Genomic DNA, 25694 nt, shown 5'->3' with positions numbered 1-25694 from the left:
AGTCCAGTTGATTAGGAGGGAAAGAGGATGGCTAATACACAAGGAATGAAAATAAAATTTACAGTGTTTAAAAACGAGGATATTGAAAAGTTGTCGGCAATTCGCAAAGAGTATTTTTGTGAAGTTCAAGAAACAATTGTAAAAAATAGATTGGCAGAAGGAAAGCGAGGATTACCTAAATATCTTGTGATCAACACGGATGAACCGTATGCGGATGAAGTCATTGAAATTATGAAGCGACATGGTCATTGGGGTTAAGGAGGGAAAGAGAATGAATTTAAGAGAAGCTATGGAAATAGTAATTGCTGATTTTTTAGAAGACAACCAAGGTGGTATTGGTTATGTGCAAATTGCTGATATGAGTACTAAAGAGAAGCGAGCATTAGCGAGTAATCTTGTTTCCACAGATGAATTTTTGGAACGTTTAACCGGAGCTGTTGAGGATGTTATTGGAGAGTATTTTAACGATTACGGGGACGAATACGAGATATACGATTAATAAACTCAAGATAGAAGGAGGTGCCTAAAATGTCAACGATTGGAGAAGTGAAAGTTTGGTATATGACTGAGGAAGAACGTCTTGCATATATAGAAAAGTATCCAATCAAACCAACCGAAAAGCCAAAGGGCACATCATTTGGTGAGGCGGCCGCACAATTAAGTTTTGCTAGCCATAAGCCAAGATGGGGATATAGCGATTTTAGTAGTAAAAGAGGTTCGTAATGGTTGAAAAGTGCGATAAATGCGGAGAAATTTTGAGCATTGAAAAAAGCGAAGATTTCTTCGTAGAGACCAAGAATGGAAGTCTTGTACTATGCGAGAAACATTGGATTGAATTTGAGAAGAAATAAAAAAAGCCAGGATTTCTCCTGACTATGCCCACAAACTATTTTAACATAGGAGGGATCCTTTGGGTGGGAAAAATATTATCAAAGTTGCTTCCAGAGATTGATCGTGTAGCGACACAGGAAAATGTAGAGAGAGAAATTGCAAAGTATCGTTTGTATTGCTTCAGTGTTCCAGAAGAAAAGCTTCCCAAAGTGACCGCATCATTTTCACTTGTTCCTCCATCAAATACAAACGGATTTCATTCATCAACAGAAGAAATTGCCATAGAGCGTGTGGACGAACAAAGAAAAAAAGAATCCTACATCGAGTATTTTCGAAGGGCTGTGAATAGACTTCCTTTCAGAGAACGACAAGCATTCATCATGAAATATCTTGGTGAAGAAGAATTATTTGATTATGAAGTTTATAACGAACTTGGAATGAGTGAAGCTTATTATCATAAGAAATTTAAACCGCGTATTTTTTACAATTTAGCCTTTGCTCTTAGAGTAGAAGTTTATAAGAAGAAAGAGGGAGAATGATGGCTTATGCGAAATCAGAACAGGAAACGGTACTCGTCTATGATTATGAAAAGAATGTGTGGGAGGTATACTCGACTGTTCCAAAACATATTAGAAAATTAATGTCCATCGGAGATATGAAAATCAAAGAATCGGAAAATGATAGACCAATAGCCGTACAAGGTAAATTATCTGATAAGCAAGTATCGATGAAGAAAATTAGAGTTTTATCGGAAGAAACAAAAGAGAAATTTCGCCTTAATGGTTTAGCTTTATCGAAGAAAACAAAGTAACTTAATTAATGTAATTATTAGAAAGACAGTTTTAGAACCGAAATCGTACAGTTTTCAAACCGATAATAAATCGAGCATTTTGTTTTAACCATGCTAATATGGTATTAACGAAATATATCAAGACGGCGCTCAGGTTGGGAGTGTCGTCTTTTTATTTAAAAGGGAAAATGTTCTTTTGTGTCGAATTGATATAATGTTCAATTTTTTTAAAAAGAAGGGATGATAAGTATGTCTAATTCTAAGTATGTTGTTCATTATGTCAATGGAGAAGTTGAACCAATTGAAACAAAATTCGAATACAATAAAGAAGCAAGAGCAGAATTGAGGGCAAGATTATTAAATACAGACAAAAATAATTGGATGTTCTTAGGCGATAAATATATCAATTTAGACAATGTTATAAGTATCGTAGTTGAAGGTGAAAATGAAGAGTTGAAGCTAAATATGCCAAAACTAAATATTAGAGATTAGATACATTGTCGTAATTTCACAAGATAGTGAATCTAATTTATTTTTAATGCATCCTTTCGAGGGTGCTTTTTATTTTGAAGAAAGAAAGGTGAGAGTAATGGAAAAGAAAGTTGTGCAAGGACTTACGGTAAATATCAATACCAACATCGATAAACTCCTAGAAAAACTAAATGATGCTATTTATCAGACTGCAAAAGAATTAGCAGATGAAGTAGAAGGCAAAGAGAACAAACATCCGTTGCTTGTTATTGAGTTAGAAAATGAATCTTCAGTTCCTAAAATTATTTTTAAAGGCAAAGAAGTTGAAGAGAAACGAGAGATCCTTTTCCATTGGGAAACTGATACAAGTATTCCTGGTGGCCTAACTTATGCAATTGAACATGCCGAGAAAGAAAACTGCTTTGCTACCAATCGTATTGAGCGTAGGGTGAAAGGTCATGCTTGTGACTGAGTATAAAACTCGCCAACAGAAACGAAAGTTTTACGATAGTGAAGATTGGAAGCAACTACGAGAAGAAGTAAAGAAACGTGACAACTATGAATGCCAAGAGTGCAAACAAAATGGTTATGTCTTTATTGATACTAACGAATACAGCGAGAAGGCAAAGCGAAAGAAGATACAGTTAGTTGTCCATCATATCAAGGAGCTTGAAGACCATCCAGAACTAGCGCTTGAGATAGATAACCTTGAGACTCTTTGCGTTAATTGCCATAACCGTATTCATGGTAGAATATTTCAACCAAAGAAACCTAAGTGGGATGATGAGAGGTGGTAAGTGATGCAGTGGTTGAGGAATATATGGGCAAAAGCATTAGAACAAAAACTTGAGTCATCAATTCTATTTGTAGATGAAATTCAGTTGAATACTAGGAAGATAGATAGAAAAGAAAGATACAGGCAGTTCATTAGAAAGTTATAGCACCCCCCGGTCAAAAAGTTTTGAAAAAAATTTTATTGGGGGCACCGGTGAGGGGGAGTCAACTCTCTAAAAATTTTCAAAAATTTGCCTTTCACATTAGGAGGGTGTATAGGGGGGAGGGGTCATATGAAAAAAGAAGAATTAGAGAATCTTAGAAAACAATTGTTATCGCGAATTGATACAGAAGATTTGCTGGAAGTAAAGAAAGTTAATGATTTAATTCGGCTGCATGAATTGGATTCAGCATGTGATGAAGTAATTGACCGTGATGGTGTAAGCATCGTCATAGAGAACGGCTCCCAAAAATTTATAAAAAGCCATCCCAGTATGAACGAAAAAATGAAAATCAACGCTCAAAAAATCGCGCTTGAAAAATCAATTAAATTTAAATTGAAGGCTGCCCCTGCTCCTGCATCATCAAGTGTGGAAGACAAGCCGAAGCGTGGTAGTTTAATTTGATTAATTATCCGTACATCGAAGATTATATTCGCCAGTGGCGGGATGGAGAAATTATTTTAAACAAAAGACGTATCAAATTAATTAAGTTAATTGAGCGTGAAATACTTAAATCTAATGATATGTATTTTGATGAGGAACAAATTGAGAATTACATTGCATTTACTGAAAAATATTATTTCCCTCTTACAATCACTCAAAAATTTAAAACATGCTTCATTTTTTTATATTACAAAGATGGTTCTTTAGTATTTGATGAGCATTTAGATTACGAAGGACGTGGCGGGGGGAAAACTGGACGTATTTCTACACTGGCGAATTATTTCATTAGTGAACTACATGGAATAGATAATTATAATGTGTCAGTTGTAGCGAATAGTGAAAAGCAAGCTAAGATGTCTTTCACAGAAGTGTTTAACACAATTGATAAAGATGATCGGTTAAAAGGACATTTTAACCATAAAAAAGCATTAATTGAATCACGTATCACGAAATCAGTGTTCCAATATCATACATCAAACGCTAATACAAAAGATGGTTTGCGAGACGGTTGTGTAATTTTCGAAGAGGTTCATCAATACGAAAATTCCTCCACAGTGGATGTGTTTACTTCTGGACTTGGTAAAGTTCTCAATCCAAGAATATTTTACGTTGGTTCGGATGGTTACGTTCGCGAAGGCTTTTTAGATAAGTTATTGGAACGAGCTGATAATATTTTAGATGGTCATGTGAGTATTCGTGAGGATGGGTTATTCCCGTTTATGTGTTGCTTAGATGATGAAGAAGAAATGCATAATTCAAATATGTGGCAAAAAGCAAATTCTCAATTTCATCCACCTTTAACAAGTTATGCAAAAACACTGTTAAGAACTGTAATGAAGCAATATAACAAATTAGAACACAATCCAGACGGATATGAAGAATTTATTACGAAGCGAATGAACTTACCGAAAGTGGACTTAGAGAAAAGTGTAACCTCATGGAAAAAAATTAAGGCTACTAATCAAAAATACGATTTAGATGAATTAAAAAATCGTGAATGTATTGGTTGTTTAGATTATGCGACTGTCCGTGATTTTGTTGCCATGGGGTTGTTATTTTTGAAGAATGACAACTATTTTATTCCAAAGGAACTTACACATTCGTATATTTGTAAGCCATTTGCAGACAAGCACTATGCTTATAGCAAAGAAAAAGCTGAAAATAATAACAAGAAAGACCATCGGAAATTCGCTCCAATTCGAGAGTGGGAAAACGATGGTCTTTTGACTGTTCTGGACATTGAAACAATGGACCCTCATCTTGTCGTTAAATGGTTTGTTGATAGACGTGAGGAGGGATGGAACATAAAGAAAATAGTTGGTGATAACTTTAAAATGGATATTTTAAAACCGTTATTTGAAGATGCTGGCTTTGTTGTTGAAGTAATACGTAATCCTGATGCAGCCAGTGGTCTATTAGCTCCAAGAATAGAAATCGCTTTTGAAAATGAACAAGTTATATTTGGAGATAATCCATTAATGCGTTGGTACACAAATAATGTCCTTGTCAAAAGACTTCCTAATGGAAACAAGGTTTATCGAAAAAAAGAAGAAGTTAAACGAAAAACAGATGGTTTTATGATGTTTTTATGTGGAGTATGGGGATCTAGAGATTTAGAAGATTACGATGTATCGGATGCTTTAGATGCCTTAGATGCGCTCAACTTTTAGGGAGGGGGTGAAAATGTAAATGGGATTTTTAGATAGTGTTTTAAGACGGAACAAGGATTTAGAATCGTTATTTGATTTGGATTTAACTTATGACACGTCACATCGAGCTTATTTAAAAAAAATGGCTCTCGAAACGTGTATAAATTTTATTGGCCGAACCATTTCACAGTCAGATTTTAGAATTGTGGAGAATGGAAAGCGACAGTTGAATGATTGGCATTATCTTTTAAATGTCCGACCGAACACCGACCAATCTGCTTCTGATTTTTGGCAAAGATTTATTTATGAATTGATCCATGAGAACGAAGTGCTTGTTATCCTAACCGATAATAACGATTTATTAATTGCTGATAGTTTTTCTAGGATTGAATATGCTGTTTATCCAGATATTTTCAAAGATGTGACCGTAAAGGACTATACGTTCCGAAGAACCTTCAATATGGATGAGGTCATTTACCTTACCTACAACAACGAAAAATTATCAAAGTTTATGGAAGGTATGTTTGAAGACTTTGCAGACCTGTTTACTAGGATGATTGAAACGAGTAAACATAGCAATCAAATTCGAGCTACAGTAAATGTTGATTCCACTCAATCGCTTGATGAGAAGAATAGGAATAAGTTACAAAATTTCATAGATAAACTTTTTAACGCATTTAGAAAAAATGCAATAGCCATCGTGCCAAAACTTAAAGGCTTTGAATATGACGAAGTTGCGAATGGTTCAGCCAACGGAAAGTCCATCGATGAGATTATTAAATTAAAAAAATCTTTGATCGCTGATGTGGCAGATATTTTGGGTATTCCTAACGCACTTATCCACGGGGAACTTTCGGATTATGAAACTAGTATTAAGGCCTATTTAAAATTTTGTATAAATCCTTTGAATAAAAAAATTTCTGATGAACTAAATGCAAAATTGATTGAAAAAGATGCCTATTTAAAAGGCGACAAAATTCAAATACGTGGTATTGCAGAATTGAACCCACTTGAAGTTGCTAATGCAGTTGATAAATTACGAGCTAGTGGTGTTTATAATGGCAATGAAATCCGTGAGAAGTTAGGGGATGAGCGTGTGGATAATCCGTCATTAGATGAATATGTGATCACGAAGAATTATCAATTTGCGAATTCTGTTGAAGGAGGTGAGGTAGGATAATGAATAAAATTGATTTGAATAAAATTCTAAATTTCAAGCAAAGATTTGATATTGTTAATCAAGCTGAAAAGGGTTTAAAACTATCTATTTACGGTTATATCGGTGGTTGGAGAAATAGCGCTGAAAATATTCTGCAAAAAATTGAAAGTGCTGACGTTGATGAAATCCATGTGCATATCAATAGTGGCGGAGGTTCCGCATTTGATGGGATTGCAATTGGAAACATTTTAAAAAACCATAAAGCAAAAATAATAGTTCATATTGATGGTTGGGCTGCAAGTGCTGCATCTATCATAGCAATGGCAGGGGATGAAATCATCATGCCAAGCAATACTATGATGATGATTCATCAAGCGAGTACATTTGAGTATGGAAACGCGGAGGTATTTGAAAAAACTGCCAAAGATTTGCGTAAAATTGACAAGGCGGTAACAGCTTCTTATCGTAATCGTTTCGTTGGAAATGATGATGAACTTACAGAGTTGTTGAAAGATGAAACCTGGTTAAATGCAGATGAAGCAGTTGCTTTAGGATTTGCCGACACGATAGCTGATGAAATTGAAATTGCTGAACTTGAAGATGAAGATGATGAAGTTGAAAACTTCAAGGAAGGATTAGTTGCAAAATACGCAGCACAGACACAACCGAATAACCCACAGGAACGAGTGCCGTCTAATACAAAAAGACGACGCTTTTTTTAATATCTAAATATTGGAGGTAATTTAAATGACAATGAAATTAAAAGGTACTATGGAAAATTTCGAAACGAAAAAACAAGCTTATATGAATGTAGTAAAAGATGAAAACTCAACACCGGATCAATTAGAAAATGCATTTAGTGAAATGTTTACAGCTTTGCAAACAGACCTTACAGAAAAAATTACAGCTGAAGCACGAAATGAGGTACACGATGCCCAAATTTTAGCTGCTCGTGGTCAAAATGTTTTAACTTCTGAAGAACGTAAATTTTTCAATGCGGTTGTACAAGAAGGTGGATTTAAAGAAGATACTATTCTTCCAATTACGACACAGGAACGTGTATTTGAAGATTTAGTTACAGCACATCCATTACTTGATGAAATTGGGTTACAAGACTTAGGAGCTGTTACACGTTTTATTTATTCTGATCCGACAAAGGCTTACGCATGGGGTGCTCTTTTTGGTGAAATTAAAGGTCAAATTAACGCAGCTTTTCGTGAAGAACAAATTGGTCAATTAAAACTAACTGCCTTTGCAGTTATACCGAAAGATATGCTGGAACTTGGGCCTGAATGGGTTGAACGATATGTACGGACATTGCTCGTAGAATCTTATTCTGTAGGTTTAGAATATGGTCTGATTAATGGTCGAGGTCCTTCTCAAAATGAGCCTATTGGTTTAATGAAAGATGTTAATTCTTCAACAGGTGCAGTCACAGATAAAACTTCTTCTGGTACATTAACCTTTGCACCTTCTCAATTTGGAGAAGTTGTAGCTGGTGAATTACATGATGTTATTAAAGAATTATCAACTGATGCTAAAGATAAAGCACGTAAAGTACTAAGCAAAGTAGTCATGGTAGTTAACCCTATTGATGCGATTAGCGTCCAAGCGCGAAATACTATCCAAACTGCTAATGGTCAGTGGGTAACAGCTTTACCATATAACATTAAAGTCATTGAATCAGAAGAAATCCCTGAGAAAAAAGCATTATTTTTTGTGAAAGGAACCTATTTGGCTGCTGTCGCGGGCGGTTATAAGACCAATAAATTTGACCAAACATTGGCTATTGAAGATGCGATGCTTTACACAATTAAACAATTTGCTAATGGTAAGCCAAAGGACAACAAGACAGCATTGGTGTATGACTTAGATATCAAATTCAGCACATCTACCACTGAACCAATAGAGACTCCTTAATTTAAGGGGTCTTTACTCATTTTAAGGAGGGATAATCATGCCGTACAAAGTTGTAAATCGTTTTAAGGATATTAAACACGGTCATATTTATGAAGTTGGGGAAGTCTATCCGGCAGAGGGAGAAAAAGCAACTAAAACTAGGTTGGAGCAATTAGCAACCACTAAAAATAAATATAAAAAGGTATTTATTGAGAAAGTGGAAGAAGAATCTAACGATAAGGAGTGATTACTTTGATTACTCCTGAAATATTAAAGCAATTTAAGGATCGCATGAAGCTGAGTGATGATGAAGATAAGAACCTTACAAATATCTTGGATGCTTCAGTTGCTGCCTTACAAGAGGATTGTGGAGAATATGACCTTGAGAATCTAAGATTTAAGGAACTAGTATTTGAGCGTTCCCGTTATGTTTATAACGATGCGCTTGAATATTTCTCAACTAACTTTTTGACAGAAATCAATAATTTGAGGTTGAAGTCGGCTCTTGAGGAAATTGATTTGGATGGTGATACCGATGCAACCCTTTAAGTACAATCCAAACTATAATTCAGGACAATTTCGTAACCGTATCACCTTTTTTAAGCCGGTGACAGTTGAGGATGAATTAGGACAAAAGGAAACAACATGGGTCGCGCATAAGAAAGCATGGGCGATGATTAAAACGGTTAAAGGTTCTGAATATGTTTCTGCTGGTGCAGAACAAGTGACTCTAACTAATCGCTTTATTATCCATTACACAGAGGGCATCACAGCTGATATGAGGATATCTTTTCAGGGTCGAACCTTTGATATTGTCGAACCTCCTATAAACGATGACGAGTTGAATAAAACACTCACCATCCTCGCAAAGGAGCGGTTAAAATGACAAGCATTGATCAACTAACGAATGAAATTATGAAACAATTGAGGGCTTATGAATCCGATGTAAAGTTGGAAATTGAGGAAGCTGGAAAAGATGTGTCCAAAAGTCTTGTCTCTCGTTTAAAAACTAATAGTCCCAAGCTTAAAGGTGATTACCGTAAAGGATGGAGAGTTAAACGAGAAAAAAATAAGTTTATTGTTTACAACGCAACCGATTATCAATTAACGCACTTGCTTGAAAATGGTCATGCGTTAAGACAAGGTGGTCGCGCTCCTGCAATTCCGCATATTCGGCCAGCAGAAGAAGAAGCTATTGAAGAGTATTTGAGTAAGATTGAAAGGGCGCTAGAAACATGACAATCGTTGAGTTTAAAAGAATGCTTGGTTTAGCAGGGATGCCAGTTGCTTATTCGCATTTTAATGCACCGAACGTGCCTGACCCTCCCTACATCTGCTACCTTGTGGAGGGTAACCCGAATTTTATCGCTGATAACAAGGTATATCATAAAATCAGTGACGTAACTATCGAACTTTATACAACAAAAAAAGATTTAGTTGCAGAAGCGGCTTTAGAAAAAGTCTTGGATGACCATGAGATTGCTTATGAGTCATTTGAGACTTTTATTAGTTCAGAAGGATTATTTCAAAAAAATTATGAAGTGAGGTTGATGTAAATGAGCAACAAAATCCAATATGGTCTACAAGATGTGCATTATGCTCCAATCACAGAAACAGAAGGTGTAGTAACGTTCGGAACTCCTATCCCTCTACCTGGTGGAGTGGAGTTGTCTCTAGAACCACGGGGCGATATGGTCGAGTTTTATGCCGATAATATGCTTTATTATTCTGCTTCTAACAACCAAGGGTACGATGGCACTTTGTCCATTGCTACCATTCCTGAGCAGTTCGCCATCGATGCATTAGGTGAGGAAAAGGACGAGACTGATATGGTCTTATCTGAATTAGCGGATTCAAAAGGTAAGCCATTCGCATTATTATTTCAATTCGAGGGCGATGTAAAGGCGACTCGTCACGTCCTCTACAACTGCACAGCAAACCGCCCAACGGTCAGTGGGTCTACTAAGACAAATACAGCAGAGCCGCAACCAAATGAGCTTACTTTCGTAGCAAGTCCAGCGGTTATTGATGGTCGTAAAATGGTTAAAACCAAAACAACGGTGAATACTCCACCTGAAATTTATAACGCTTGGTATCAATCAGTTTATAAAAAAATTAATACTCCAGAAGTTTAAGAGAGACGGTGAGTTAATTGGAAAAAACAATCGTAATAGATGGCAGAGAAGTGAAATTAAAAAGCACAGGAGCAACCGCCTTGCGGTATAAAGCACAGTTCCAGCAAGACTTTTTTAATGATTTATTTAAATTGGTCAAGGGCGGTAAAGTTGGTGAGGATGGAAAAGTGGATCCTTCCACAATCGAGAGTATGGACTTCGAATTTTTCTATAATTTCACTTGGGTACTTGCTAAACAAGCGGATAAGAAAATTGAGGATCCTCTTACATGGTTGGATAGCTTTGATAGTTTTCCAATCATGGATATTATTCCAGAGATTCAAGATTTACTCTACAAAACGATTCAAAGTAAAAAAAAATAGAAAATACAGAGGGGACGGGTCAAGGAGAGTCTATCTCTACAGACACGTTCCTTGTTTTATGTAGGCAGGTTGACCTTTCGTTGGATGATCTTGAGGAAATGACAATCGGAATGTGCCTTGATTACATTGACGAGTATGTCGAAATGAATACACCTTCCAAAGATAAAAAGAGACGCGCGAGTCAAAAAGATTTTGATTCCTTTTAAAAGCGAGGTGAAAATATGGCTAGTAAAAAAATTAAAGGAATCACTGTTGAAATTGGCGGTGATACGGTCGGATTAGAGAAAGCTCTTAAAGACGTTAATCAACGTACAATTGAAGTTCAGTCCGAATTAAAAGATGTGCAGCGATTGCTAAAATTTGATCCAAATAATGTTGAGTTATTGGCTCAGAAACAGGAACTTCTTTCGCAAGCCATACAGTCCTCCACAGAAAAGTTGAATCAGCTTCGTGCGGCTCAATCGCAAGTCGAGGAACAGTTCCGAAACGGGGAAATTGGAGAAGAACAATATCGGGCATTTCGTAGAGAATTGCAAGCAGCTGAACAACAATTATCGGGATTTGAACAAGCCCTAGCTAACATGAACGAAGAGCAACAAAGAGTACAACGAGGAACAAGAGATTTGCAAACCCTTTTTGACGCCACAGGAACGTCTGTAGAGGATTATGCGAACGTCATAGGGCAAAGGTTGGTTAGATCCATTCAAAACGGTACAGCGACCAGCAGAGACCTAGAATACGCCTTTCAACGTATAGGGAGAGAATCTATCGGCGCTGGCGGTGATATTGAGAGATTAAGAAATGCTCTGCGAACTGTGGATAGCGGTAGTTCCATTCAAGATGTTCGTCGTGATTTACAGCAGTTGCAAAGTGAAGCAGAGGGCGCTGCTGATTCTGTGGAAGGCATAGGTATAGAACTTGAGAATGTAGCAGGAGCTCTTGCAGCAGGCGGAGGAATTAAAGAATCGATCGAACAGGCTCTTGATATGTCTTCCGTTAATACAAAAATAGATATCTCTATGGAAGTACCAGAGTCATCCAAGCAATCTATTAAAGAAGCAGTGCGAACGATGGTTGCTTATGGGTTGGATGCAGAAGAGGCTCTTGAAGCGGTTAGGCGGCAATGGGCACTAAATAAAGATGCGAGCGATGAAGCAAATGCATCCATTATCAAACAGGCAGGAGCCATTTCCAAAGCTTATCAAGGTATTGATTTAATAGAATTGATTCAAGAAACAAATGAAATAGCTTCTGCCCTTAAAATTACTAATGATGAAGCAATCGGATTAACTAATACATTGTTGAAAGCAGGATTTCCACCAGAGCAATTGGACACTATTGCTGAATATGGAATGCAGATGAAGGGTATTGGTTTTACTGCTGCTGAAATTCAAGCGATTTTTGAAGCGGGTATTGACACAAAAACATGGAACATCGATAACCTTAACGATGGTGTTAAAGAAGCCCGTATCACGATGTCTGAATTTGGCCTTGAGATTGACAAAGCAATGGGTGAATTACTTGGCAAGGCTGGAATGTCTCAAAAACAATTTAAAAAATGGGGAAAAGCAGTCTCAGAAGGTGGAGCAGAAGGGTCTAAGGCAATGGCAGAAGTGGCCACATGGCTAGATGGTATTGAAGATAAGGCTCTAAGAAACGAAATTGCTATAAAAGTTTTCGGAACAAAATGGGAAGATCAGGGGGACAATTTGATATCCGTTTTTCAAGGTGTTGGTGAAGCGGCGGATAAAACAAAGGAAAATCTAACAGGCATTCAAGATGTAACAGATCGATTAGATGCTGACCCTGCAATTAAACTTGGTCAAGCTATGCAAGATATTAAAACAGCATCTGAACCAGCTCTTCTGATTATTGCAGATATTATCTCTAAAATTGCTGGTTGGATTTCTGAAAATCCTAAATTGGCAGCGACGTTAGCGTCTGTAACTGCTGGTTTGGGAATATTATTAGGTGCTGTAATGGCATTGGCTCCACTTTTAATTTTTCTTAAAGGAGCGTCAATTACCTTAGGCATAAGTCTAAGTTTATTGATTGGGATAATCGCAAGTGTCGCAACTGGTGTTGCACTCCTTATTGCTGCAGGAGTAACTTTATATCAAAATTGGGATACCATAGAAAAAAAATCATCTTCTGTTTTTTCGTCAGTTAAAACAACCATAGTAAATGCTTTAGAAACAATAAAATCATCCATAGCAAATGTTAGTGCTGCAATAGCTGATTTTGCTGGTCCATTATTAGGTAAATTAGTGGATGCCCTTAAAGATATCAGTTCTAAAATTGTCAATGTGTTTAACGGAGATTTTTCTCAACTTGGTGAAATATTCAAGATGCTTTTCCCTACGTTAATCGCTATATTGGTTGGTGGGATACCAGGTCTTATCATTTCAGCATCTCGTTTCCTTCCTGCAATTGTAGAGGGATTAGAAAGTAATAAAGATGTTTTAATCGAATCCATAAATGGTGTAGTTGCGAATATCATTCAATTCTTAGAGGTGGGCCTTCCACAATTAGTAGGTGCGGGGTTAAATATTGTCCTAAATTTAATCACAGGGATAATTAGTGCCTTGCCAATGGTCGTTGAAGTAGGAGTAAGTTTGCTTCAATCGCTCATTGCGGGTATAGGGATCGTGTTACCTATCATTATTACTTTAGCGCTTGAGGTAGTTACTTCGCTAATTACAACTATAGCTGAATCACTTCCAAGACTTGTGGAAGCAGGAACAGGAATACTTAATTCTCTGATTGAAGGGATTGTTTCTGTCTTACCATTATTGCTTGCGGCTGCATTACTTTTGATCACTACGATTGTTGTAACATTAGTCGAGAATTTGCCTAAAATTATCGCAATGGGAGTAGAAATTCTAACTGCGTTAATCGAGGGTATTGTTAAAATTCTACCCTCGTTAATTACGACCGCTGTTAACTTGGTTGTAACGATTGTAAAAACTTTGGCAGAAAATTTGCCTAAAATCATTAGTGCGGGGGTTCAAGTGCTAGAAGCTCTAATTAAAGGGATTATTCAAATCCTGCCTACTCTTATCGTAACGGCAATTAATCTAGTGATTCAGATAGCGGGAACCATAATTAAAAATTTGCCGACCATTCTAAGTGCTGGTAAGGATATTTTGTTTTCATTAATTGAAGGTATCATTTCGATTGTAGCTACTTTATTATCGGCCCTCACAAAAGAAGTAATAGGACCCCTTCTTGATAAATTTGAGGGAGTCAGCTTGTTAGATATCGGTAAAAATATTATCAAGGGACTTATCAAGGGTATAACTTCTATGGCTAGCGGGGTATGGGATGCAGTCACTTCTATCGGTAATAGCATAAAGGATGCTTTTACTGGTATGTTTGATATCCATAGTCCTTCGAGGTTATTTGAGGGATACGGAATATATCTAAACGAAGGTTTGATAAAAGGGATTTTATCATCTGCTGCTAAATTGAAAGCAGCTGCACAAAATGTTTACGGAAGTCTTGCTAATAGCGCAAAAAAGATAATAGATGGCAACCAGAAAGATGGATCAAACAGCAAGACAATTGATAACTCTCGAATCATGAATAATACAATCAACATTAGTACATCATCTAGTGATGCTCAAGCGGTAGACAGAGCGCTAAGAAGGTTAGCTTATGAATTTTAAAGAAGGGTGATCGAATGATAATTAAAGATATGACTATCACCAACAGTCGTGGCGATTCGATTACATTCGGTCGCCATTTTCGGCTTGAAAGAGATTTTGATTTGAGTGGAACGGCAGCTACTGTTAATTACTCTGAAACAACTGTGGATGGTTCCCATTATCAAAATACAAAATTAGAAAATAAGGATTTTGATGTTCCTTTCTTTATTTATAAAAGTATCAATGAACCATGGTGGATTGAAGAAAAAAGGAATCAGGCTTATAAGGTCTTTAACCCTAAAGCCAACCCAATGAGAATTGATATAACCACCAAAGCAGCCGAGGAATATTACATCAATGCTAACCTTGAAGGAGTTCCATCTTTTCCGACTGGGTTTGAAAATGATAATAATACATGGCAAAAAGGATTATTGCAGTTTAGTGCAAATGATCCTTTTTTTTATGCGAAAAATGAGCAAAAGGTTGATATTGCTTTATGGATAGGCTCATTTGAATTTCCATTAGAGATACCAGAAGAGGGTATTGAAATGGGCTATCGTGCTCCATCATTAATTGTTAATGTGCTAAATGATGGTCAAGAGTCGACAGGCATGATGATTCGTTTTAGAGCACTTGGTACGCTTCTTAATCCATCACTTATTAACGTGAATACCTATGAAACTTTAAAAATAAATACAACTATGCTTGCTGGTGATGTAATTGAAATCAGCACTTACGAACGCAGAAAAGAAGTCATATTAAATCGAAATGGACAACAGTTCAATATTTTCAATGCTCTTGATTTATCCAGTACATTTCTGCAACTTGAAATTGGAGATAATCTCTTTAGATACGATGCTGAAGAAGGGCTGGACAATTTAGAGGTATCCATGACATTTACTCCAAGGTTGATAGGGGTGTAATTATGGAGTTTTATATCTTTGATTTAAACCTAAATAGACATGGCATACTAGATGATTTTATCGATGTAAAGATAAATCCTAAGTATGATGATCTAGGGTCTTTACATTTAACTGTGGAGGGCACAAAGAACATTTTAGATCTATTACAAGTGGATAGAATTATTGTCAAAACAACGGATCTAACGAAAGGTTATATCATTAAAACATTTGAATACCTTGACGAGAAAGCAACACAGTTGCAAATTATTGCTCCTTCTTTAAATGTGATTCTAAATGACCGCCTCGTTCTTGGTCAACAGGAGTTTAATGGATACATTGAAAATGTCATGAAGTCTTTTGTCTATGCTAATGCGGTTGCTCCTGCCAATCCAAATAGGATTATCCCTAATCTTACGATTTCATCAAGTGTTGGCATCCCCATTGAGACAACAGAGGGGACTGTCAATCAGCCTTTGTGTGACTATCTCTATGAACTTGCCAAAAAGCATGATGTGTCATTTGATATCTTGTTAGATCATGAGAATAAAAAGCTAGTCTTTCATGTATGGCAAGGAATAGACAGAAGTTCACAACAATCCGAAAATCCAAGAGTAATATTTGCTAAAGAATTTGAGAATGTCTTGCGTCAACATTACGTGGAAAGCGTAACTGATAACAAGACAACAGCCATTGTATTAGGCGAAGAAATAGAGGGGAGTCCACAAGAGATTGTTACTGTAAATGATGAATTATCAGGCTTTAACCGAAAAGAAATCCTTGTGGAAGGCAATGACATCAAAAAAACATTCACTAATGAAAATGACCAAGAAATCACTTTATCAGATGCTGAATACAGAAGACTTTTAGATGAGAAAGGGAGAAACACACTCTCAGAATATATTCCTATTCGCACATTTGAATCTGATATTGATCCTGGAGCCAATTTTATATACGAAACTGATTACTTTTTAGGTGATAAAGTGAGTATCCGCAACGATGAATTAGGAGTGATCCTCCACACAAGGATTGTTGGTGTGATTGAAACCGAAAATAAACAAGGGTATTCACTGCAGCTAAACTTCGGTAGCAATATTCCGAGCTTAATAGATAAAGTAAAAAGGGCGGTGAATAATTAAATGGCTTTTACGAGCGGACTATTTAACAGTATCAATGGCGATCGAAGATATAACGCCCCGTGGTTTGCGTCATACTTTGCTACGTTTATTGGGAATGGAGTGTTTCCGAATCCATCAACAGGTATGCAAGTGATAGCAGGCGATGGAATGCAAACCGTCATTAAAGCTGGTAAGGCATGGATTAACGGATATTATGCAGTAAATGATGACGACTATATTATGCAGCATGATATAGCGGACGGAGTGTTAAAGAGAATTGACCGTATTGTTTTACGTCTAGATTTTTCATTAAGAGAACTCATTCCACAGTTAAAAAAGGGGGCATTTGCATCTAACCCTGTTGCCCCAACTTTGCAACGAGATGCAGATGCTTATGAGATTGCCCTTGCTGATGTCTTAATTAATAACGGGGCAATAAGTATCACTCAAGCAAACATTACAGATTTGCGCCTCAATACGCAACTATGCGGGATTGTACATGGTACGGTTAATCAAGTTGATACGACAACGATTTTTAACCAATATCAAGCATGGTTTAACGAAGTTGCCTCGAACGTTGAAGGAGAAATCAGGGAATGGCAAGCAGCATCCGAACAACAGTTTATGGATTGGTTTAACTCTCTGCAAGTAATTTTGGATGGTGACGTTGCCGCGAATCTTGCAAACAAGATATTGTTACTGGAGCAAGAGTTTAACGCACATAAGGCAACGGATGCAATTAATGCTCACAGAGCTGAAAATATAAGTTTCTCTGATCCAAACATGACCGCAACGGATGTAAAAGAGGCGATAAAAGAGGTTTTTACCTCTGGCAATAATGTAAAAATCGCTATGGTAGACGCATTATTGCAAGTTGACCCAAGTCTACCAATATCTTATGACAGTACATGGGAAGAAATAGAAGATGCAACAGGACAGATTAGTACGGGGAAAAAGCAGAATAGTGGAATAACGTCATCTAACATTAATGGAATAATTGAAATAACTGGCTTAGATTTCACTCCAAGAACTATCGTTGCTGGAAAAATAACGAACGGCGTCCTTTCAACTATTTATAATGCTGATGTCAGTACTACTAGATATTTATCAACTGGAGCGTCGAGAAATTTATCTGATTTTGCTTGCTATGTTCAATTCGGTGCATTTAAATTGATAGCAAACAATACTAGTGCTACGGATATTTATTGGGAAGCTATTGAGTAGGAGGCATAAAATGAATACTTTAATTATTTACGATGAGACAGGGTATGTTTTATCAATTAGACATGGGAAACCTGCACCAAGAGAACCAATCGGAGTACCTTTTTTATGGGTGGATATACCTGATGGAAAACGAATTTTAAGTGTTGATACTACCACAACTCCACATCAAACGATATTGGAGGATATTCCACCAAGTGAAACAGATTTGTTAAAAGAAGAAAACTTAACGCTTAAACTTGCAATTGCTGAGTTGGCAGAAACTCAAGAACAAGCTAAACTTGAAACACAATTAGCTCTTGCTGAATTAGCAGAATCATTACACGGAGGCGATGAATAATGGTAAAAGTTTATTGCGATTTAATCAAAGTTGGGTTACGTGTGATAGACCAAGTACCAACATTGTGGCGTGAGGATGTTCGTTCTGAATTAGAAAATGAAGGATAAACGCAGCATAAGCTAGCGTTATTTTTATGCCTAAATATCAGTATGCCCCGAACCGATCGGGGCTATTTATTTTGAATCCGGAGAGTGAGACATGTTTAATTTAACAGAAGTTTTTCAAAAAATGCTTTCGAATCATAGTATTAGCTTTGGATTTATCGCTGCGTCTATCGGAACATTTGTAGATGTGATGTTAAATGCCAAAGGGTTTATTGACTTACATGCGTATATTACAGCCATTTTGCTGATTATCATCGCACTTGATTTTACAGTAGGGGTAAGAGCAGCCAAGAAGAATGGAAAGTATCAAAGTAATAAAGGCATTGATGCAGTCATACGAGATGGAATCATATTAGCTGTAGTGGCAGTTGGATGGATAATTGACCAGATGCTAGGTACAGGTGCATTTGTCTTTAGTGTTCTTGCACTAGCGTTTACCTATCATAATTTCCAATCGTTTTGTGCGAACTTATATGTCCTTGGATGGGACAAATATTTTCCGATGTGGGCATTTAAGATTTTAGAGTCAGAAATCACAGCGAAGGTAAGAAAATATACGGAAAAGGGAGTTGGGAAGTGATGGGGCAAGTAACTGAATGCGTAGTGTGTGGAAAGGAAATCGAATGGAATCAGGAATTGTTTGCTAAAGGGGAACATGGGGAACCAGTTTGCTCCGAATGTGAGGAGGAAAAATAGTGCTCAAAATTTTTATCGATCCAGGACATGGAGGAACAGATCCAGGATCTATGGCAAATGGATTATTAGAAAAGTATCTTACCTTAGCAATCTCTTTGAAAATTAAATCCTTACTGTCTCAATATGAAAATGTTCAAGTCAAATTAAGCCGTGAGACAGATAAATATTTGTCTTTGTCAGCACGGGCAAAACTGGCCAATGCATGGGGAGCCGATTATTTTATGTCCATCCACATTAACGCAGGCGGCGGTACAGGATTTGAAACGTTTGTCCATACCAATGCGAGTAATGCGTCAGTTGCTAATCAAAACGAGATTCATACTGAAATCTTAAAACCTTTGGACTTTAAGGACAGAGGTAAAAAACGTGCTAATTACGCAGTATTACGTGAGACAAATATGCCGGCCATCCTCACAGAGAATGGATTTATTGACAATGCAAGTGATGCCGCGAAGCTTAAACAAACAGATTTTATCGATAAAATTGCTCAAGGGCATGTGAATGGTCTTGTTAAAGCTTTAGGGTTAAAAAAAGTTAAATCAGGAATAGCAGAACCAAAACCAGAAAAAGAAGATGAGGTGAATTGGCTGATGGAACCAGTTAAATTTTCAGTGAAAGAGATGGAAAATGCATTGCTACGTGTACTCGGTCGCTTTGAGCAAAAAGACCCGGCACTCGGTAAAGAATGGCGTACCAAGTTTATCAACGGCGAGTTAACAGGAGCAGATGCTTTAGGGATACTTTATGTGGCTGTAGATCGCGGTTATATCACTGGTAAAAGTGAGTAAAATGCTAAAGCCCTTACTCTTTTTGAGTAGGGGCTTTTAATATTGGGTCATAGTATGATATTATTTTCTTCTATTCCAAATTGAGGGCTGCTAACTTCTTGTGCAGCTGGGGGACCAGGAGGCTGCTTTTCAATTTGGTGTGGTAATACTGGAATTGCTCTCTGAACTTGAGAGATAAATGCCACTCCATTATGATTTTCAATAATTTTTGTAGCTGGAGTAGCAGTTAAAGTATGTATGCATGCATGGTGAACGGAAAGAACCGCATCCTGTAATTTTTTATCATCCTCAAGTGCTTGAACTGCTAACCCAATATCTCTTGCTCTACCCAGAGAAATATGACGATCATGAGAATAGGTTAAAGCATGATTTCCTAGTTCAGAAACAATGTAGTCAGCTTTTTTTTCTTTGTTAGAAGAGTCTTTAAACATTCCAGTTATTAACCATTCTTTTACCATTTGGTTTGACCAGTCAATTGCCTTTTCACATTCTCCTATTAAAGTAGGACTATATTTAGCTATGATAGGTTGCCAAATTGGAATTTTCTTTGGATCCTCAGTAATTTCTTTTACTGCCCTATTAAACTCTTCAATAATTCCATGTGTTGGGTAGCCCCGGTATTGTGGATCTATAGGTCCAAGGTTAGAATGTTTGCCCATAATTATTTCTTTAGAAGCACATGCAATCATTGTACCTGCTGACATTGCAATCTGTGGTACAATTACTCTAATATCAGTTCCAAAAATAGATTTTAGATACTCAACTAAGGATTCGGTAGCTGCTATACTACCACCGGGGGTATGTAAGAATAAATCTAGTCCTTTTGTCTTGTCTAATCCATTCATAACTGTCATGAAACCGTTTTTGTCACTATCGTCAACAGAAAAACCATTATAACGTTCAGCAACTAATTCTTGTTTTTGAAGCCATCCTGAATAATAAACTATTACATTTCTCTCAGTAATTTCATGTAAGGCCCTTAGATATTTTCTTCTAATTGAATCAAAAGGATTGTTAAAAATATTGATTTCATTTAAAATTTCACTCCAATTAGGCATTTTATCTTTGTTCCCCCCTTTCGGTTGGAGTTACAACAATATGTTTGGTGACAAATTTACTATTTGTTTCATCATCTAACAGTGTTGAACCAAAAGTATACTTTTTTCTATTTTCTTTGCTATTAATATTTAACTTCCTAAAAATGTCGGTTATTTCTGGTCGGATTTCATCGTTCTTCAAATTAATACCTCCCTTTATTTCTTATAATATATTAACATCAATTATAAAAATAATATACCTTTTGAAAAATCACTTGTGCAGAAATTTGTAGAAATTAATAAAAAAATTTCAGTCGCAAAAGAAATTACAATATTATGCATAACTCATTTATTATTATTATTATGTTTTTTGTGAAAAATGATACTTTCAATGAGAGCAAAATAGGACGGCTTAAACTTAACAGATAGCTACTCAAAAATTCGCCTGTCTCTATCTAGGATTGTTAAAAGCATCGGCAATAAAATGGATTGCTCAATGATTTTACGGTCATCCTCTGGGATAATTGCCAACTAAATCATCTCCGTTTTGCTAATGTCATTAATCGATAACCTTAATATCTCCTTGTCTGTGTCGATTAATAAGGTCTTAGTGACGTAATCAATTTTGTCGATTACGCCCTCAATGTCTTTAAAATATCCATCATCCCATAGTGTAAGTCGCATAGGCATGGTGTAATTAAGTGAGTTATAAATATCAATGTTTATTTGCTCAAGTTCTTGTTCGTCTAAAATTGGCTTAGGTACTTTTTCTTTCTCTTTCCCCATTTTGATAAGTTCTTCTTTATGCTCCGGCAACATCATACGACTTGATTCCCACCGTAAATTACTTCCCTCTGTCAGTTTGTTCATAATTCAATCACATCTCCTTTGATATTATTATACAAACATCTGTTCGTATTTCAAGTATAAAAAAATACCGCCTCATTAAGAGACGGATATGTTTCTCGATGATTAAATATCAAGTATCTGTTTTTTCTTCGCTTGAAATTCTTCCTCAGTAATGATTCCATCATCTAATAATGATTTAAGTTCTTTAAGAGAGTTGAGGTCGGAACCAGAAGAACTTTGATAGTTCATTTTCTTTTCTATTTCAGCCTTTAATTTTAAAGCTTCCTCGTTCTGATCTCTTTTAAACTTAACAGCATTTTGTGGTTGATCCACAGTTCTTAATATTCCTACCATAGAACTTCTAGGGGTGGATAATTGCAGATACCCAGATGAAGTCAAAGAAGCTTCTTTGAATTTAATTTCTTGAATCTGACTGTACAGTACTTTTGTTTCTCCACGTAATGATTTATGGATCATTAAGTCATTCTTTCCTCTTTTAAAAATTACACCATCATCTGTCAACTCTACAATAGTGTTAGGTTTTTTAAAGGTGTAGCTCATTCCTTTTCCTCCTCATATGAATACAATTCATCTACTTTAACCCCTAATAATTCAGCTAAATCCCACAATATTGGAGCACTTGGATAATTCTTTCCTGTGCACCAAGTACTAATTGTATTTGCTGATTTATCATATCTTTTCCTAATAAAATCTCTATCATATTTAGAACGATCAATCAACCAACCGATATTACTTTTTAATTGTTTCATAACATCACCTATAAATATATTCCACAAATAATAAATGATTCCTTTACAAAAATTTTCTTGAAAGATACAGAAATAATCGTGATAGACAGGCATTGATAGATATAGTCGCCCATACACTGTACTAGACAGTGACAAAGCGAGGTGGTTAAAAGTGGATCCTTTTACATTCGGTATAGCCTTTGTCGGTGCTTCTAGTGGAATGTTTATATTGATTCATGCTTTAGAGCAGTCGGGGATTTCAATCAATCATGAAGTCGTGACATTTCAAGAAATAAGATAAAAATAGAAGTTTGTCCTACCATATCATATGAAGGAAGAAAAGCTGCCACCAAGAGACTCATCGGGGCATCCCATAAAGTCCCCATTGCGATTTCCCCGCTTATCTACCTTTTCCCAACAGCATCACCTGAAAATCCTCATTGTGCTTGGGTAGCTCATGAACATATTCTTGATTATAGAAAAGGAAAAGATAATAGTACAACGATAATTAAAATTCAAAGCAATCGTTACATCCCCCTGCCTATTTCAACTCGCTCTTTTGAAAATCAATTGCTCCGTACCCTGATGTTAAAGTCCACTCTTTCAAAAGGCGCTGAACAATCTATTACAAGAGCGTTTTACGCGAAAAAATTTCGAAAACAAAAAGCCGCTGCTGAAAACTCCGAACTTTACGATTGGGAATGAGCATGGCTATTGAATACTGAGATGTGTTAAATAGAACTCAAGCAGTTCTTGTACTTTGTTGCGAATTCTTGGGTTGAAATAATTATGCTGCTCTTCGTAGCCCCTGTAGAGAAACGTATACATAGTAAACGCTTCATCTCTTTTTAATTCAAATACTTTAAGATTATTTTGTTTCATATACTTTTTTATTTGCGCTAATTCTAATTGAATGGTCTTCATCGATTTTTCAATGAGATTTATATAAGGTTGTTTCAGCTTAAATGAACCTTGATTAATCAATTCTAAATCTCGATTTAAAATGGTGAGGACCATGGGCAAATAGATCGCCTTTTCAATGATGTCCCGCTCTTCCTCAGGGATTCTAGTCATAATCGTTCACCTCAACATTTCATTAAAAAACAAAACATATGTTCGTGTATTTATTTTATATAAAGTATTTCCATTTGACAAGAGTTGATGCACGAATTTAATTTTTTCGCGATGCTATATAAGGCTGTGGATTTTTCCTTAGTTGCTCTTGCCCATTCAACCTATTGGACAGGGAAGGGGAATTTGTATTTCGAAGGCAAAATAGAGTTATTTTCATTATTTACAAAAAAATGCGCAAAAAAGAAGGATAATATATTTCAATTATCGAAATAAAAAGAAGATTGAAATATGGAGGGATGAAAATGTCGAAAAGGTATTTAAAAGCTGAAGATTTATATGCATTGAAGTCAGTGGCAGATCCACGCTTGAGTACAAATGGAAAAGATCTTGTATACGTGGAAACAAGCATTTCTGAGGAGAAAGATGAGTATGTATCAAACCTTTTTTACATAAATGTTGAAGAAAAGAATGCTCCGGTGCAATGGACTTACGGAAATGATCGCAATCATTCGCCGCGCTGGTCGCCAACTGAGGATAAGCTTGCCTTTGTTTCAAATCGCAGTGGAAAGAATCAAATTTATGTAATACATGCAAACGGTGGAGAGGCACGACAAGTTACCACTTCGATTTATGGTGCCTCCAATCCGATTTGGTCGCCAGATGGGAAGAAAATAGCTTTCAACGTATCATTACGCGAGGATGAGAAATTAGAGGATACGGATAAGAAAGAAGAGAAAAAAATAGTCCCGCTTGAAGTAGACAAAATGAAATATAAGTCGGATTCCTCCGGTTTCTGGGATGGGAAATATTCACAAATTGCAATTGTGGAGTTGGAAACAGGAAAAATAGAATTAGTAACGGAAGGAAATCGTGATTATCAGTTGCAAGGCTGGTCACCAGATGGGAAATCGTTGGCAGTAACGGCAGATTTTAGCGAGAATTTAGATTTTTCTTTTGTAAGTGATGTATTCCTGCTTGAATTAGAAACGAAGAAATTCGAAAAGATTACACCAGGGACTGGTTATTTTAGTGGAGCCACTTGGTCTCCAAACGGGAGATATATCGGCATACTTGGCCATGAAAGGGAATTTGAAAATGCAACATTAGTGAAAATTTGGGTTTATGATACAGAACAAAAGGAACTCTCTTGTCTTACAGCAGAGTCTGATTTACTCATAGGAGATTTTGCGATTGGTGATTTTCAACAAGGAGCCGTTTCGCCAGGGCTGCTCTGGGCTGAAGATAATGAAAGTTTCTATTTTCTAGCTTCTGATCGTGGAAATACGGTCGTCTATTATGGATCTTTAAAAGGTGAGATGTATCCTGCTCTATTAGAGCGTCAGCATGTTTATGGATTTACAACTGGAGGAGAGCTAAATCGCGCAGTTGTCGCGATTAGTAAGCCGACATTACAAGGTGAACTATTTTTATTAGATGTTCCCACAGGGCAGCTTACCCAGTTAACAAATGTAAATAGTGAGTATGCAAATGAAGTCGCGTTAGCTGAAGTTGAGGAAATTGAATTCAAATCTAAGGATGATTGGGACCTTCACGGTTGGTTGATGAAACCTGCACAGTTTGAGGAAGGTAAGAAATATCCGCTAATTCTTGAAATTCATGGTGGACCACATGCGATGTATGCTAATACCTACTTCCACGAATTCCAAATGCTTGCAGCGGAAGGATACGCTGTCCTATTTATTAATCCAAGAGGAAGCCATGGCTATGGTCAAAAGTTTGTCGACGCCGTCCGTGGAGACTACGGTGGAAGAGATTATGCAGATTTAATGGAAGCTGTTGATTATGTATTAGAAAAATACGATTTTATTGATGTAAATCGTTTAGGGGTAACTGGAGGCAGTTACGGCGGCTTCATGACAAATTGGATTGTTGGTCATACAAATCGCTTTAAGGCTGCCGTGACTCAACGTTCGATTTCCAATTGGATTAGCTTTTACGGAGTGAGTGATATCGGTTATTACTTTAATGCATGGCAAATTAAGAGTGAGCTTGAAGATGCTGAAACGTTGTGGAAGCATTCTCCGCTTGCTTACGTTGGCAATGTGGATACACCGCTTCTTATTTTGCATAGTGAGAAGGATTTCCGTTGTCCAATTGAACAAGCTGAGCAACTATATATTGCTTTAAAGCATCGGAAAAAGGAAACAAAATTCATTCGCTTTCCAGAATCCAATCATGAACTGTCACGCAGTGGAAAACCTAGCTTAAGAATTGCCCGTTTACATTACATTTTAAATTGGTTTAAAGAGTATATTAAGTAGAAAGAACATTTAACCGCAAAGCTTCTTGTTTTGCGGTTTTTTTCATTCTCTATAAGATTTTTGCTCATCGAATCCGATCAAAATAGAAAAAAATGCCCATTTTTGATACTCTAGTATAAAGAAGATAAAGGGGTTTACTCTACCAGAAAAAGGCA

General features: G+C 36.6%; 37 protein-coding genes. 31 read left to right on the top strand and 6 right to left on the bottom strand.

Going from position 1 to position 25694, the window contains the following annotated elements; genetic code table 11:
• The first annotated feature begins 27 nt into the window (after positions 1 to 27).
• From NST02_RS17890 to NST02_RS17755, 28 genes are all read left to right on the top strand, one after another.
• Entirely contained in the window at positions 28 to 258 is a 231-nt protein-coding gene (locus NST02_RS17890) for a hypothetical protein (RefSeq protein ID WP_340949389.1), read from the top strand.
• 13 nt (positions 259 to 271) lie between these two features.
• A complete protein-coding gene (locus NST02_RS17885) occupies positions 272 to 499 on the top strand; it encodes a hypothetical protein (protein WP_340949388.1) in 228 nt (75 codons plus the stop codon).
• Between the two features lie 29 nt (positions 500 to 528).
• Complete coding sequence (locus tag NST02_RS17880; protein WP_340949387.1) at positions 529 to 723, top strand: hypothetical protein; 195 nt, start codon at positions 529 to 531, stop codon at positions 721 to 723.
• Positions 724 to 914: 191 nt separating this feature from the next.
• Complete coding sequence (locus NST02_RS17875) at positions 915 to 1370, top strand: ArpU family phage packaging/lysis transcriptional regulator (protein WP_340949386.1); 456 nt, start codon at positions 915 to 917, stop codon at positions 1368 to 1370.
• A complete protein-coding gene (locus tag NST02_RS17870) occupies positions 1367 to 1642 on the top strand; it encodes a hypothetical protein (protein ID WP_340949385.1) in 276 nt (91 codons plus the stop codon). The genes NST02_RS17875 and NST02_RS17870 overlap by 4 nt, the downstream gene beginning before the upstream one ends.
• A gap of 228 nt (positions 1643 to 1870) precedes the next feature.
• A complete protein-coding gene (locus NST02_RS17865; protein WP_340949384.1) occupies positions 1871 to 2113 on the top strand; it encodes a hypothetical protein in 243 nt (80 codons plus the stop codon).
• Positions 2114 to 2210: 97 nt separating this feature from the next.
• Positions 2211 to 2564 (top strand): hypothetical protein, encoded by a 354-nt coding sequence (locus NST02_RS17860; protein ID WP_340949383.1) that lies wholly within the window; start codon positions 2211 to 2213, stop codon positions 2562 to 2564.
• A complete protein-coding gene (locus NST02_RS17855; protein WP_340950024.1) occupies positions 2557 to 2889 on the top strand; it encodes an HNH endonuclease in 333 nt (110 codons plus the stop codon). The genes NST02_RS17860 and NST02_RS17855 overlap by 8 nt, the downstream gene beginning before the upstream one ends.
• A 270-nt stretch (positions 2890 to 3159) precedes the next feature.
• Complete coding sequence (locus NST02_RS17850; protein ID WP_340949382.1) at positions 3160 to 3492, top strand: terminase; 333 nt, start codon at positions 3160 to 3162, stop codon at positions 3490 to 3492.
• A complete protein-coding gene (locus NST02_RS17845; protein ID WP_340949381.1) occupies positions 3489 to 5201 on the top strand; it encodes a terminase TerL endonuclease subunit in 1713 nt (570 codons plus the stop codon). Before NST02_RS17850 ends, NST02_RS17845 begins: the two co-directional genes overlap by 4 nt.
• A 19-nt stretch (positions 5202 to 5220) precedes the next feature.
• Complete coding sequence (locus tag NST02_RS17840) at positions 5221 to 6360, top strand: phage portal protein (protein ID WP_340949380.1); 1140 nt, start codon at positions 5221 to 5223, stop codon at positions 6358 to 6360.
• On the top strand, positions 6360 to 7061 hold the full coding sequence (locus NST02_RS17835; protein WP_340949379.1) for a head maturation protease, ClpP-related: 702 nt from the start codon (positions 6360 to 6362) through the stop codon (positions 7059 to 7061). Before NST02_RS17840 ends, NST02_RS17835 begins: the two co-directional genes overlap by 1 nt.
• Positions 7062 to 7086: 25 nt before the next feature.
• Complete coding sequence (locus NST02_RS17830; RefSeq protein WP_340949378.1) at positions 7087 to 8259, top strand: phage major capsid family protein; 1173 nt, start codon at positions 7087 to 7089, stop codon at positions 8257 to 8259.
• 37 nt (positions 8260 to 8296) lie between these two features.
• Entirely contained in the window at positions 8297 to 8485 is a 189-nt protein-coding gene (locus NST02_RS17825; protein WP_340949377.1) for a termination factor Rho, read from the top strand.
• Between the two features lie 44 nt (positions 8486 to 8529).
• Complete coding sequence (locus tag NST02_RS17820) at positions 8530 to 8787, top strand: hypothetical protein (RefSeq protein ID WP_445678167.1); 258 nt, start codon at positions 8530 to 8532, stop codon at positions 8785 to 8787.
• Positions 8774 to 9124 (top strand): phage head closure protein, encoded by a 351-nt coding sequence (locus NST02_RS17815; protein ID WP_340949375.1) that lies wholly within the window; start codon positions 8774 to 8776, stop codon positions 9122 to 9124. The genes NST02_RS17820 and NST02_RS17815 overlap by 14 nt, the downstream gene beginning before the upstream one ends.
• Complete coding sequence (locus NST02_RS17810; RefSeq protein ID WP_340949374.1) at positions 9121 to 9477, top strand: HK97 gp10 family phage protein; 357 nt, start codon at positions 9121 to 9123, stop codon at positions 9475 to 9477. Before NST02_RS17815 ends, NST02_RS17810 begins: the two co-directional genes overlap by 4 nt.
• Positions 9474 to 9794 (top strand): hypothetical protein, encoded by a 321-nt coding sequence (locus NST02_RS17805; RefSeq protein ID WP_340949373.1) that lies wholly within the window; start codon positions 9474 to 9476, stop codon positions 9792 to 9794. Before NST02_RS17810 ends, NST02_RS17805 begins: the two co-directional genes overlap by 4 nt.
• On the top strand, positions 9795 to 10373 hold the full coding sequence (locus tag NST02_RS17800) for a major tail protein (protein WP_340949372.1): 579 nt from the start codon (positions 9795 to 9797) through the stop codon (positions 10371 to 10373).
• Positions 10374 to 10390: 17 nt separating this feature from the next.
• Complete coding sequence (locus tag NST02_RS17795) at positions 10391 to 10735, top strand: hypothetical protein (protein WP_340949371.1); 345 nt, start codon at positions 10391 to 10393, stop codon at positions 10733 to 10735.
• A gap of 221 nt (positions 10736 to 10956) precedes the next feature.
• Positions 10957 to 14403, top strand: a complete 3447-nt coding sequence (locus tag NST02_RS17790) for a hypothetical protein (protein WP_340949370.1) — start codon at positions 10957 to 10959, stop codon at positions 14401 to 14403.
• Between the two features lie 14 nt (positions 14404 to 14417).
• Positions 14418 to 15305 (top strand): phage tail family protein, encoded by an 888-nt coding sequence (locus tag NST02_RS17785; protein ID WP_340949369.1) that lies wholly within the window; start codon positions 14418 to 14420, stop codon positions 15303 to 15305.
• 2 nt (positions 15306 to 15307) lie between these two features.
• The gene (locus NST02_RS17780) at positions 15308 to 16420 is read left to right on the top strand and encodes a siphovirus ReqiPepy6 Gp37-like family protein (protein ID WP_340949368.1); all 1113 of its coding nucleotides are present in this window, start codon (positions 15308 to 15310) and stop codon (positions 16418 to 16420) included.
• Positions 16421 to 17623 carry a hypothetical protein gene (locus NST02_RS17775; RefSeq protein WP_340949367.1) on the top strand — a complete coding sequence of 401 codons (1203 nt, stop codon included), beginning with the start codon at positions 16421 to 16423 and terminating at the stop codon, positions 17621 to 17623.
• Positions 17624 to 17633: 10 nt separating this feature from the next.
• On the top strand, positions 17634 to 17960 hold the full coding sequence (locus tag NST02_RS17770; RefSeq protein ID WP_340949366.1) for a hypothetical protein: 327 nt from the start codon (positions 17634 to 17636) through the stop codon (positions 17958 to 17960).
• Positions 17960 to 18067: a CD1375 family protein gene (locus tag NST02_RS17765; protein WP_340949365.1), complete on the top strand. Its 108-nt coding sequence runs from the start codon at positions 17960 to 17962 to the stop codon at positions 18065 to 18067. Before NST02_RS17770 ends, NST02_RS17765 begins: the two co-directional genes overlap by 1 nt.
• 91 nt (positions 18068 to 18158) lie before the next feature.
• The gene (locus NST02_RS17760) at positions 18159 to 18644 is read left to right on the top strand and encodes a phage holin family protein (RefSeq protein ID WP_137744824.1); all 486 of its coding nucleotides are present in this window, start codon (positions 18159 to 18161) and stop codon (positions 18642 to 18644) included.
• A 115-nt stretch (positions 18645 to 18759) separates the two neighbouring features.
• The gene (locus tag NST02_RS17755; RefSeq protein WP_340949363.1) at positions 18760 to 19548 is read left to right on the top strand and encodes an N-acetylmuramoyl-L-alanine amidase; all 789 of its coding nucleotides are present in this window, start codon (positions 18760 to 18762) and stop codon (positions 19546 to 19548) included.
• A gap of 47 nt (positions 19549 to 19595) precedes the next feature.
• Here NST02_RS17755 and NST02_RS17750 read toward each other — a convergent pair whose 3' ends face one another.
• From NST02_RS17750 to NST02_RS17730, 5 genes are all read right to left on the bottom strand, one after another.
• Entirely contained in the window at positions 19596 to 20606 is a 1011-nt protein-coding gene (locus NST02_RS17750; RefSeq protein WP_137744527.1) for an SDH family Clp fold serine proteinase, read from the bottom strand.
• 1 nt (position 20607) lies between these two features.
• Positions 20608 to 20787 (bottom strand): hypothetical protein, encoded by a 180-nt coding sequence (locus NST02_RS17745; protein ID WP_137744526.1) that lies wholly within the window; start codon positions 20785 to 20787, stop codon positions 20608 to 20610.
• 329 nt (positions 20788 to 21116) lie between these two features.
• Positions 21117 to 21455 carry a YolD-like family protein gene (locus NST02_RS17740; protein ID WP_340949362.1) on the bottom strand — a complete coding sequence of 113 codons (339 nt, stop codon included), beginning with the start codon at positions 21453 to 21455 and terminating at the stop codon, positions 21117 to 21119.
• A 102-nt stretch (positions 21456 to 21557) separates the two neighbouring features.
• Entirely contained in the window at positions 21558 to 21995 is a 438-nt protein-coding gene (locus NST02_RS17735) for an SHOCT domain-containing protein (RefSeq protein ID WP_340949361.1), read from the bottom strand.
• Positions 21992 to 22204: a helix-turn-helix transcriptional regulator gene (locus NST02_RS17730; protein ID WP_340949360.1), complete on the bottom strand. Its 213-nt coding sequence runs from the start codon at positions 22202 to 22204 to the stop codon at positions 21992 to 21994. The genes NST02_RS17735 and NST02_RS17730 overlap by 4 nt, the downstream gene beginning before the upstream one ends.
• 151 nt (positions 22205 to 22355) lie before the next feature.
• Here NST02_RS17730 and NST02_RS17725 point away from each other — a divergent pair, with 151 nt between their 5' ends.
• Both NST02_RS17725 and NST02_RS17720 read left to right on the top strand, forming a co-directional pair.
• Positions 22356 to 22484, top strand: coding sequence for a hypothetical protein (locus tag NST02_RS17725; RefSeq protein ID WP_340949357.1), 129 nt, complete (start codon positions 22356 to 22358; stop codon positions 22482 to 22484).
• Complete coding sequence (locus NST02_RS17720; RefSeq protein ID WP_340950022.1) at positions 22466 to 22888, top strand: competence protein ComK; 423 nt, start codon at positions 22466 to 22468, stop codon at positions 22886 to 22888. The genes NST02_RS17725 and NST02_RS17720 overlap by 19 nt, the downstream gene beginning before the upstream one ends.
• Before the next feature lie 6 nt (positions 22889 to 22894).
• On the opposite strand, the gene NST02_RS17715 is transcribed toward NST02_RS17720, so the two are convergent.
• Entirely contained in the window at positions 22895 to 23257 is a 363-nt protein-coding gene (locus NST02_RS17715) for a hypothetical protein (RefSeq protein ID WP_095309919.1), read from the bottom strand.
• 302 nt (positions 23258 to 23559) lie between these two features.
• Between NST02_RS17715 and NST02_RS17710 the strand changes: the two genes are divergently transcribed.
• Positions 23560 to 25539, top strand: a complete 1980-nt coding sequence (locus NST02_RS17710; protein WP_095309923.1) for a S9 family peptidase — start codon at positions 23560 to 23562, stop codon at positions 25537 to 25539.
• The last annotated feature ends 155 nt before the right edge of the window (positions 25540 to 25694 follow it).

Source organism: Robertmurraya sp. FSL W8-0741 (assembly GCF_038004005.1).
GTDB lineage: Bacteria > Bacillota > Bacilli > Bacillales > Cytobacillaceae > Robertmurraya > Robertmurraya siralis.
The sequence above is the reverse complement of the archived record's forward strand: the minus strand, read 5'-3'. Positions and strand labels throughout refer to the sequence as shown.

Bases quoted from the DNA above. Each gene is read 5' to 3' on its own strand.
- NST02_RS17780 (WP_340949368.1), top strand. From the start codon at position 15,308: ATGGAGTTTTATATCTTTGATTTAAACCTAAATAGACATGGCATACTA.
- NST02_RS17835 (WP_340949379.1), top strand. From the start codon at position 6,360: ATGAATAAAATTGATTTGAATAAAATTCTAAATTTCAAGCAAAGATTT.
- NST02_RS17880 (WP_340949387.1), top strand. From the start codon at position 529: ATGTCAACGATTGGAGAAGTGAAAGTTTGGTATATGACTGAGGAAGAA.
- NST02_RS17890 (WP_340949389.1), top strand. From the start codon at position 28: ATGGCTAATACACAAGGAATGAAAATAAAATTTACAGTGTTTAAAAAC.
- NST02_RS17840 (WP_340949380.1), top strand. From the start codon at position 5,221: ATGGGATTTTTAGATAGTGTTTTAAGACGGAACAAGGATTTAGAATCG.
- NST02_RS17790 (WP_340949370.1), top strand. From the start codon at position 10,957: ATGGCTAGTAAAAAAATTAAAGGAATCACTGTTGAAATTGGCGGTGAT.
- NST02_RS17770 (WP_340949366.1), top strand. From the start codon at position 17,634: ATGAATACTTTAATTATTTACGATGAGACAGGGTATGTTTTATCAATT.
- NST02_RS17765 (WP_340949365.1), top strand. From the start codon at position 17,960: ATGGTAAAAGTTTATTGCGATTTAATCAAAGTTGGGTTACGTGTGATA.
- NST02_RS17740 (WP_340949362.1), bottom strand. From the start codon at position 21,455: ATGAACAAACTGACAGAGGGAAGTAATTTACGGTGGGAATCAAGTCGT.
- NST02_RS17885 (WP_340949388.1), top strand. From the start codon at position 272: ATGAATTTAAGAGAAGCTATGGAAATAGTAATTGCTGATTTTTTAGAA.
- NST02_RS17825 (WP_340949377.1), top strand. From the start codon at position 8,297: ATGCCGTACAAAGTTGTAAATCGTTTTAAGGATATTAAACACGGTCAT.
- NST02_RS17865 (WP_340949384.1), top strand. From the start codon at position 1,871: ATGTCTAATTCTAAGTATGTTGTTCATTATGTCAATGGAGAAGTTGAA.
- NST02_RS17760 (WP_137744824.1), top strand. From the start codon at position 18,159: ATGTTTAATTTAACAGAAGTTTTTCAAAAAATGCTTTCGAATCATAGT.
- NST02_RS17850 (WP_340949382.1), top strand. From the start codon at position 3,160: ATGAAAAAAGAAGAATTAGAGAATCTTAGAAAACAATTGTTATCGCGA.
- NST02_RS17710 (WP_095309923.1), top strand. From the start codon at position 23,560: ATGTCGAAAAGGTATTTAAAAGCTGAAGATTTATATGCATTGAAGTCA.
- NST02_RS17870 (WP_340949385.1), top strand. From the start codon at position 1,367: ATGATGGCTTATGCGAAATCAGAACAGGAAACGGTACTCGTCTATGAT.
- NST02_RS17715 (WP_095309919.1), bottom strand. From the start codon at position 23,257: ATGACTAGAATCCCTGAGGAAGAGCGGGACATCATTGAAAAGGCGATC.
- NST02_RS17820 (WP_445678167.1), top strand. From the start codon at position 8,530: ATGAAGCTGAGTGATGATGAAGATAAGAACCTTACAAATATCTTGGAT.
- NST02_RS17830 (WP_340949378.1), top strand. From the start codon at position 7,087: ATGACAATGAAATTAAAAGGTACTATGGAAAATTTCGAAACGAAAAAA.
- NST02_RS17860 (WP_340949383.1), top strand. From the start codon at position 2,211: ATGGAAAAGAAAGTTGTGCAAGGACTTACGGTAAATATCAATACCAAC.
- NST02_RS17735 (WP_340949361.1), bottom strand. From the start codon at position 21,995: ATGAGCTACACCTTTAAAAAACCTAACACTATTGTAGAGTTGACAGAT.
- NST02_RS17785 (WP_340949369.1), top strand. From the start codon at position 14,418: ATGATAATTAAAGATATGACTATCACCAACAGTCGTGGCGATTCGATT.
- NST02_RS17810 (WP_340949374.1), top strand. From the start codon at position 9,121: ATGACAAGCATTGATCAACTAACGAATGAAATTATGAAACAATTGAGG.
- NST02_RS17800 (WP_340949372.1), top strand. From the start codon at position 9,795: ATGAGCAACAAAATCCAATATGGTCTACAAGATGTGCATTATGCTCCA.
- NST02_RS17750 (WP_137744527.1), bottom strand. From the start codon at position 20,606: ATGCCTAATTGGAGTGAAATTTTAAATGAAATCAATATTTTTAACAAT.
- NST02_RS17805 (WP_340949373.1), top strand. From the start codon at position 9,474: ATGACAATCGTTGAGTTTAAAAGAATGCTTGGTTTAGCAGGGATGCCA.
- NST02_RS17815 (WP_340949375.1), top strand. From the start codon at position 8,774: ATGCAACCCTTTAAGTACAATCCAAACTATAATTCAGGACAATTTCGT.
- NST02_RS17730 (WP_340949360.1), bottom strand. From the start codon at position 22,204: ATGAAACAATTAAAAAGTAATATCGGTTGGTTGATTGATCGTTCTAAA.
- NST02_RS17775 (WP_340949367.1), top strand. From the start codon at position 16,421: ATGGCTTTTACGAGCGGACTATTTAACAGTATCAATGGCGATCGAAGA.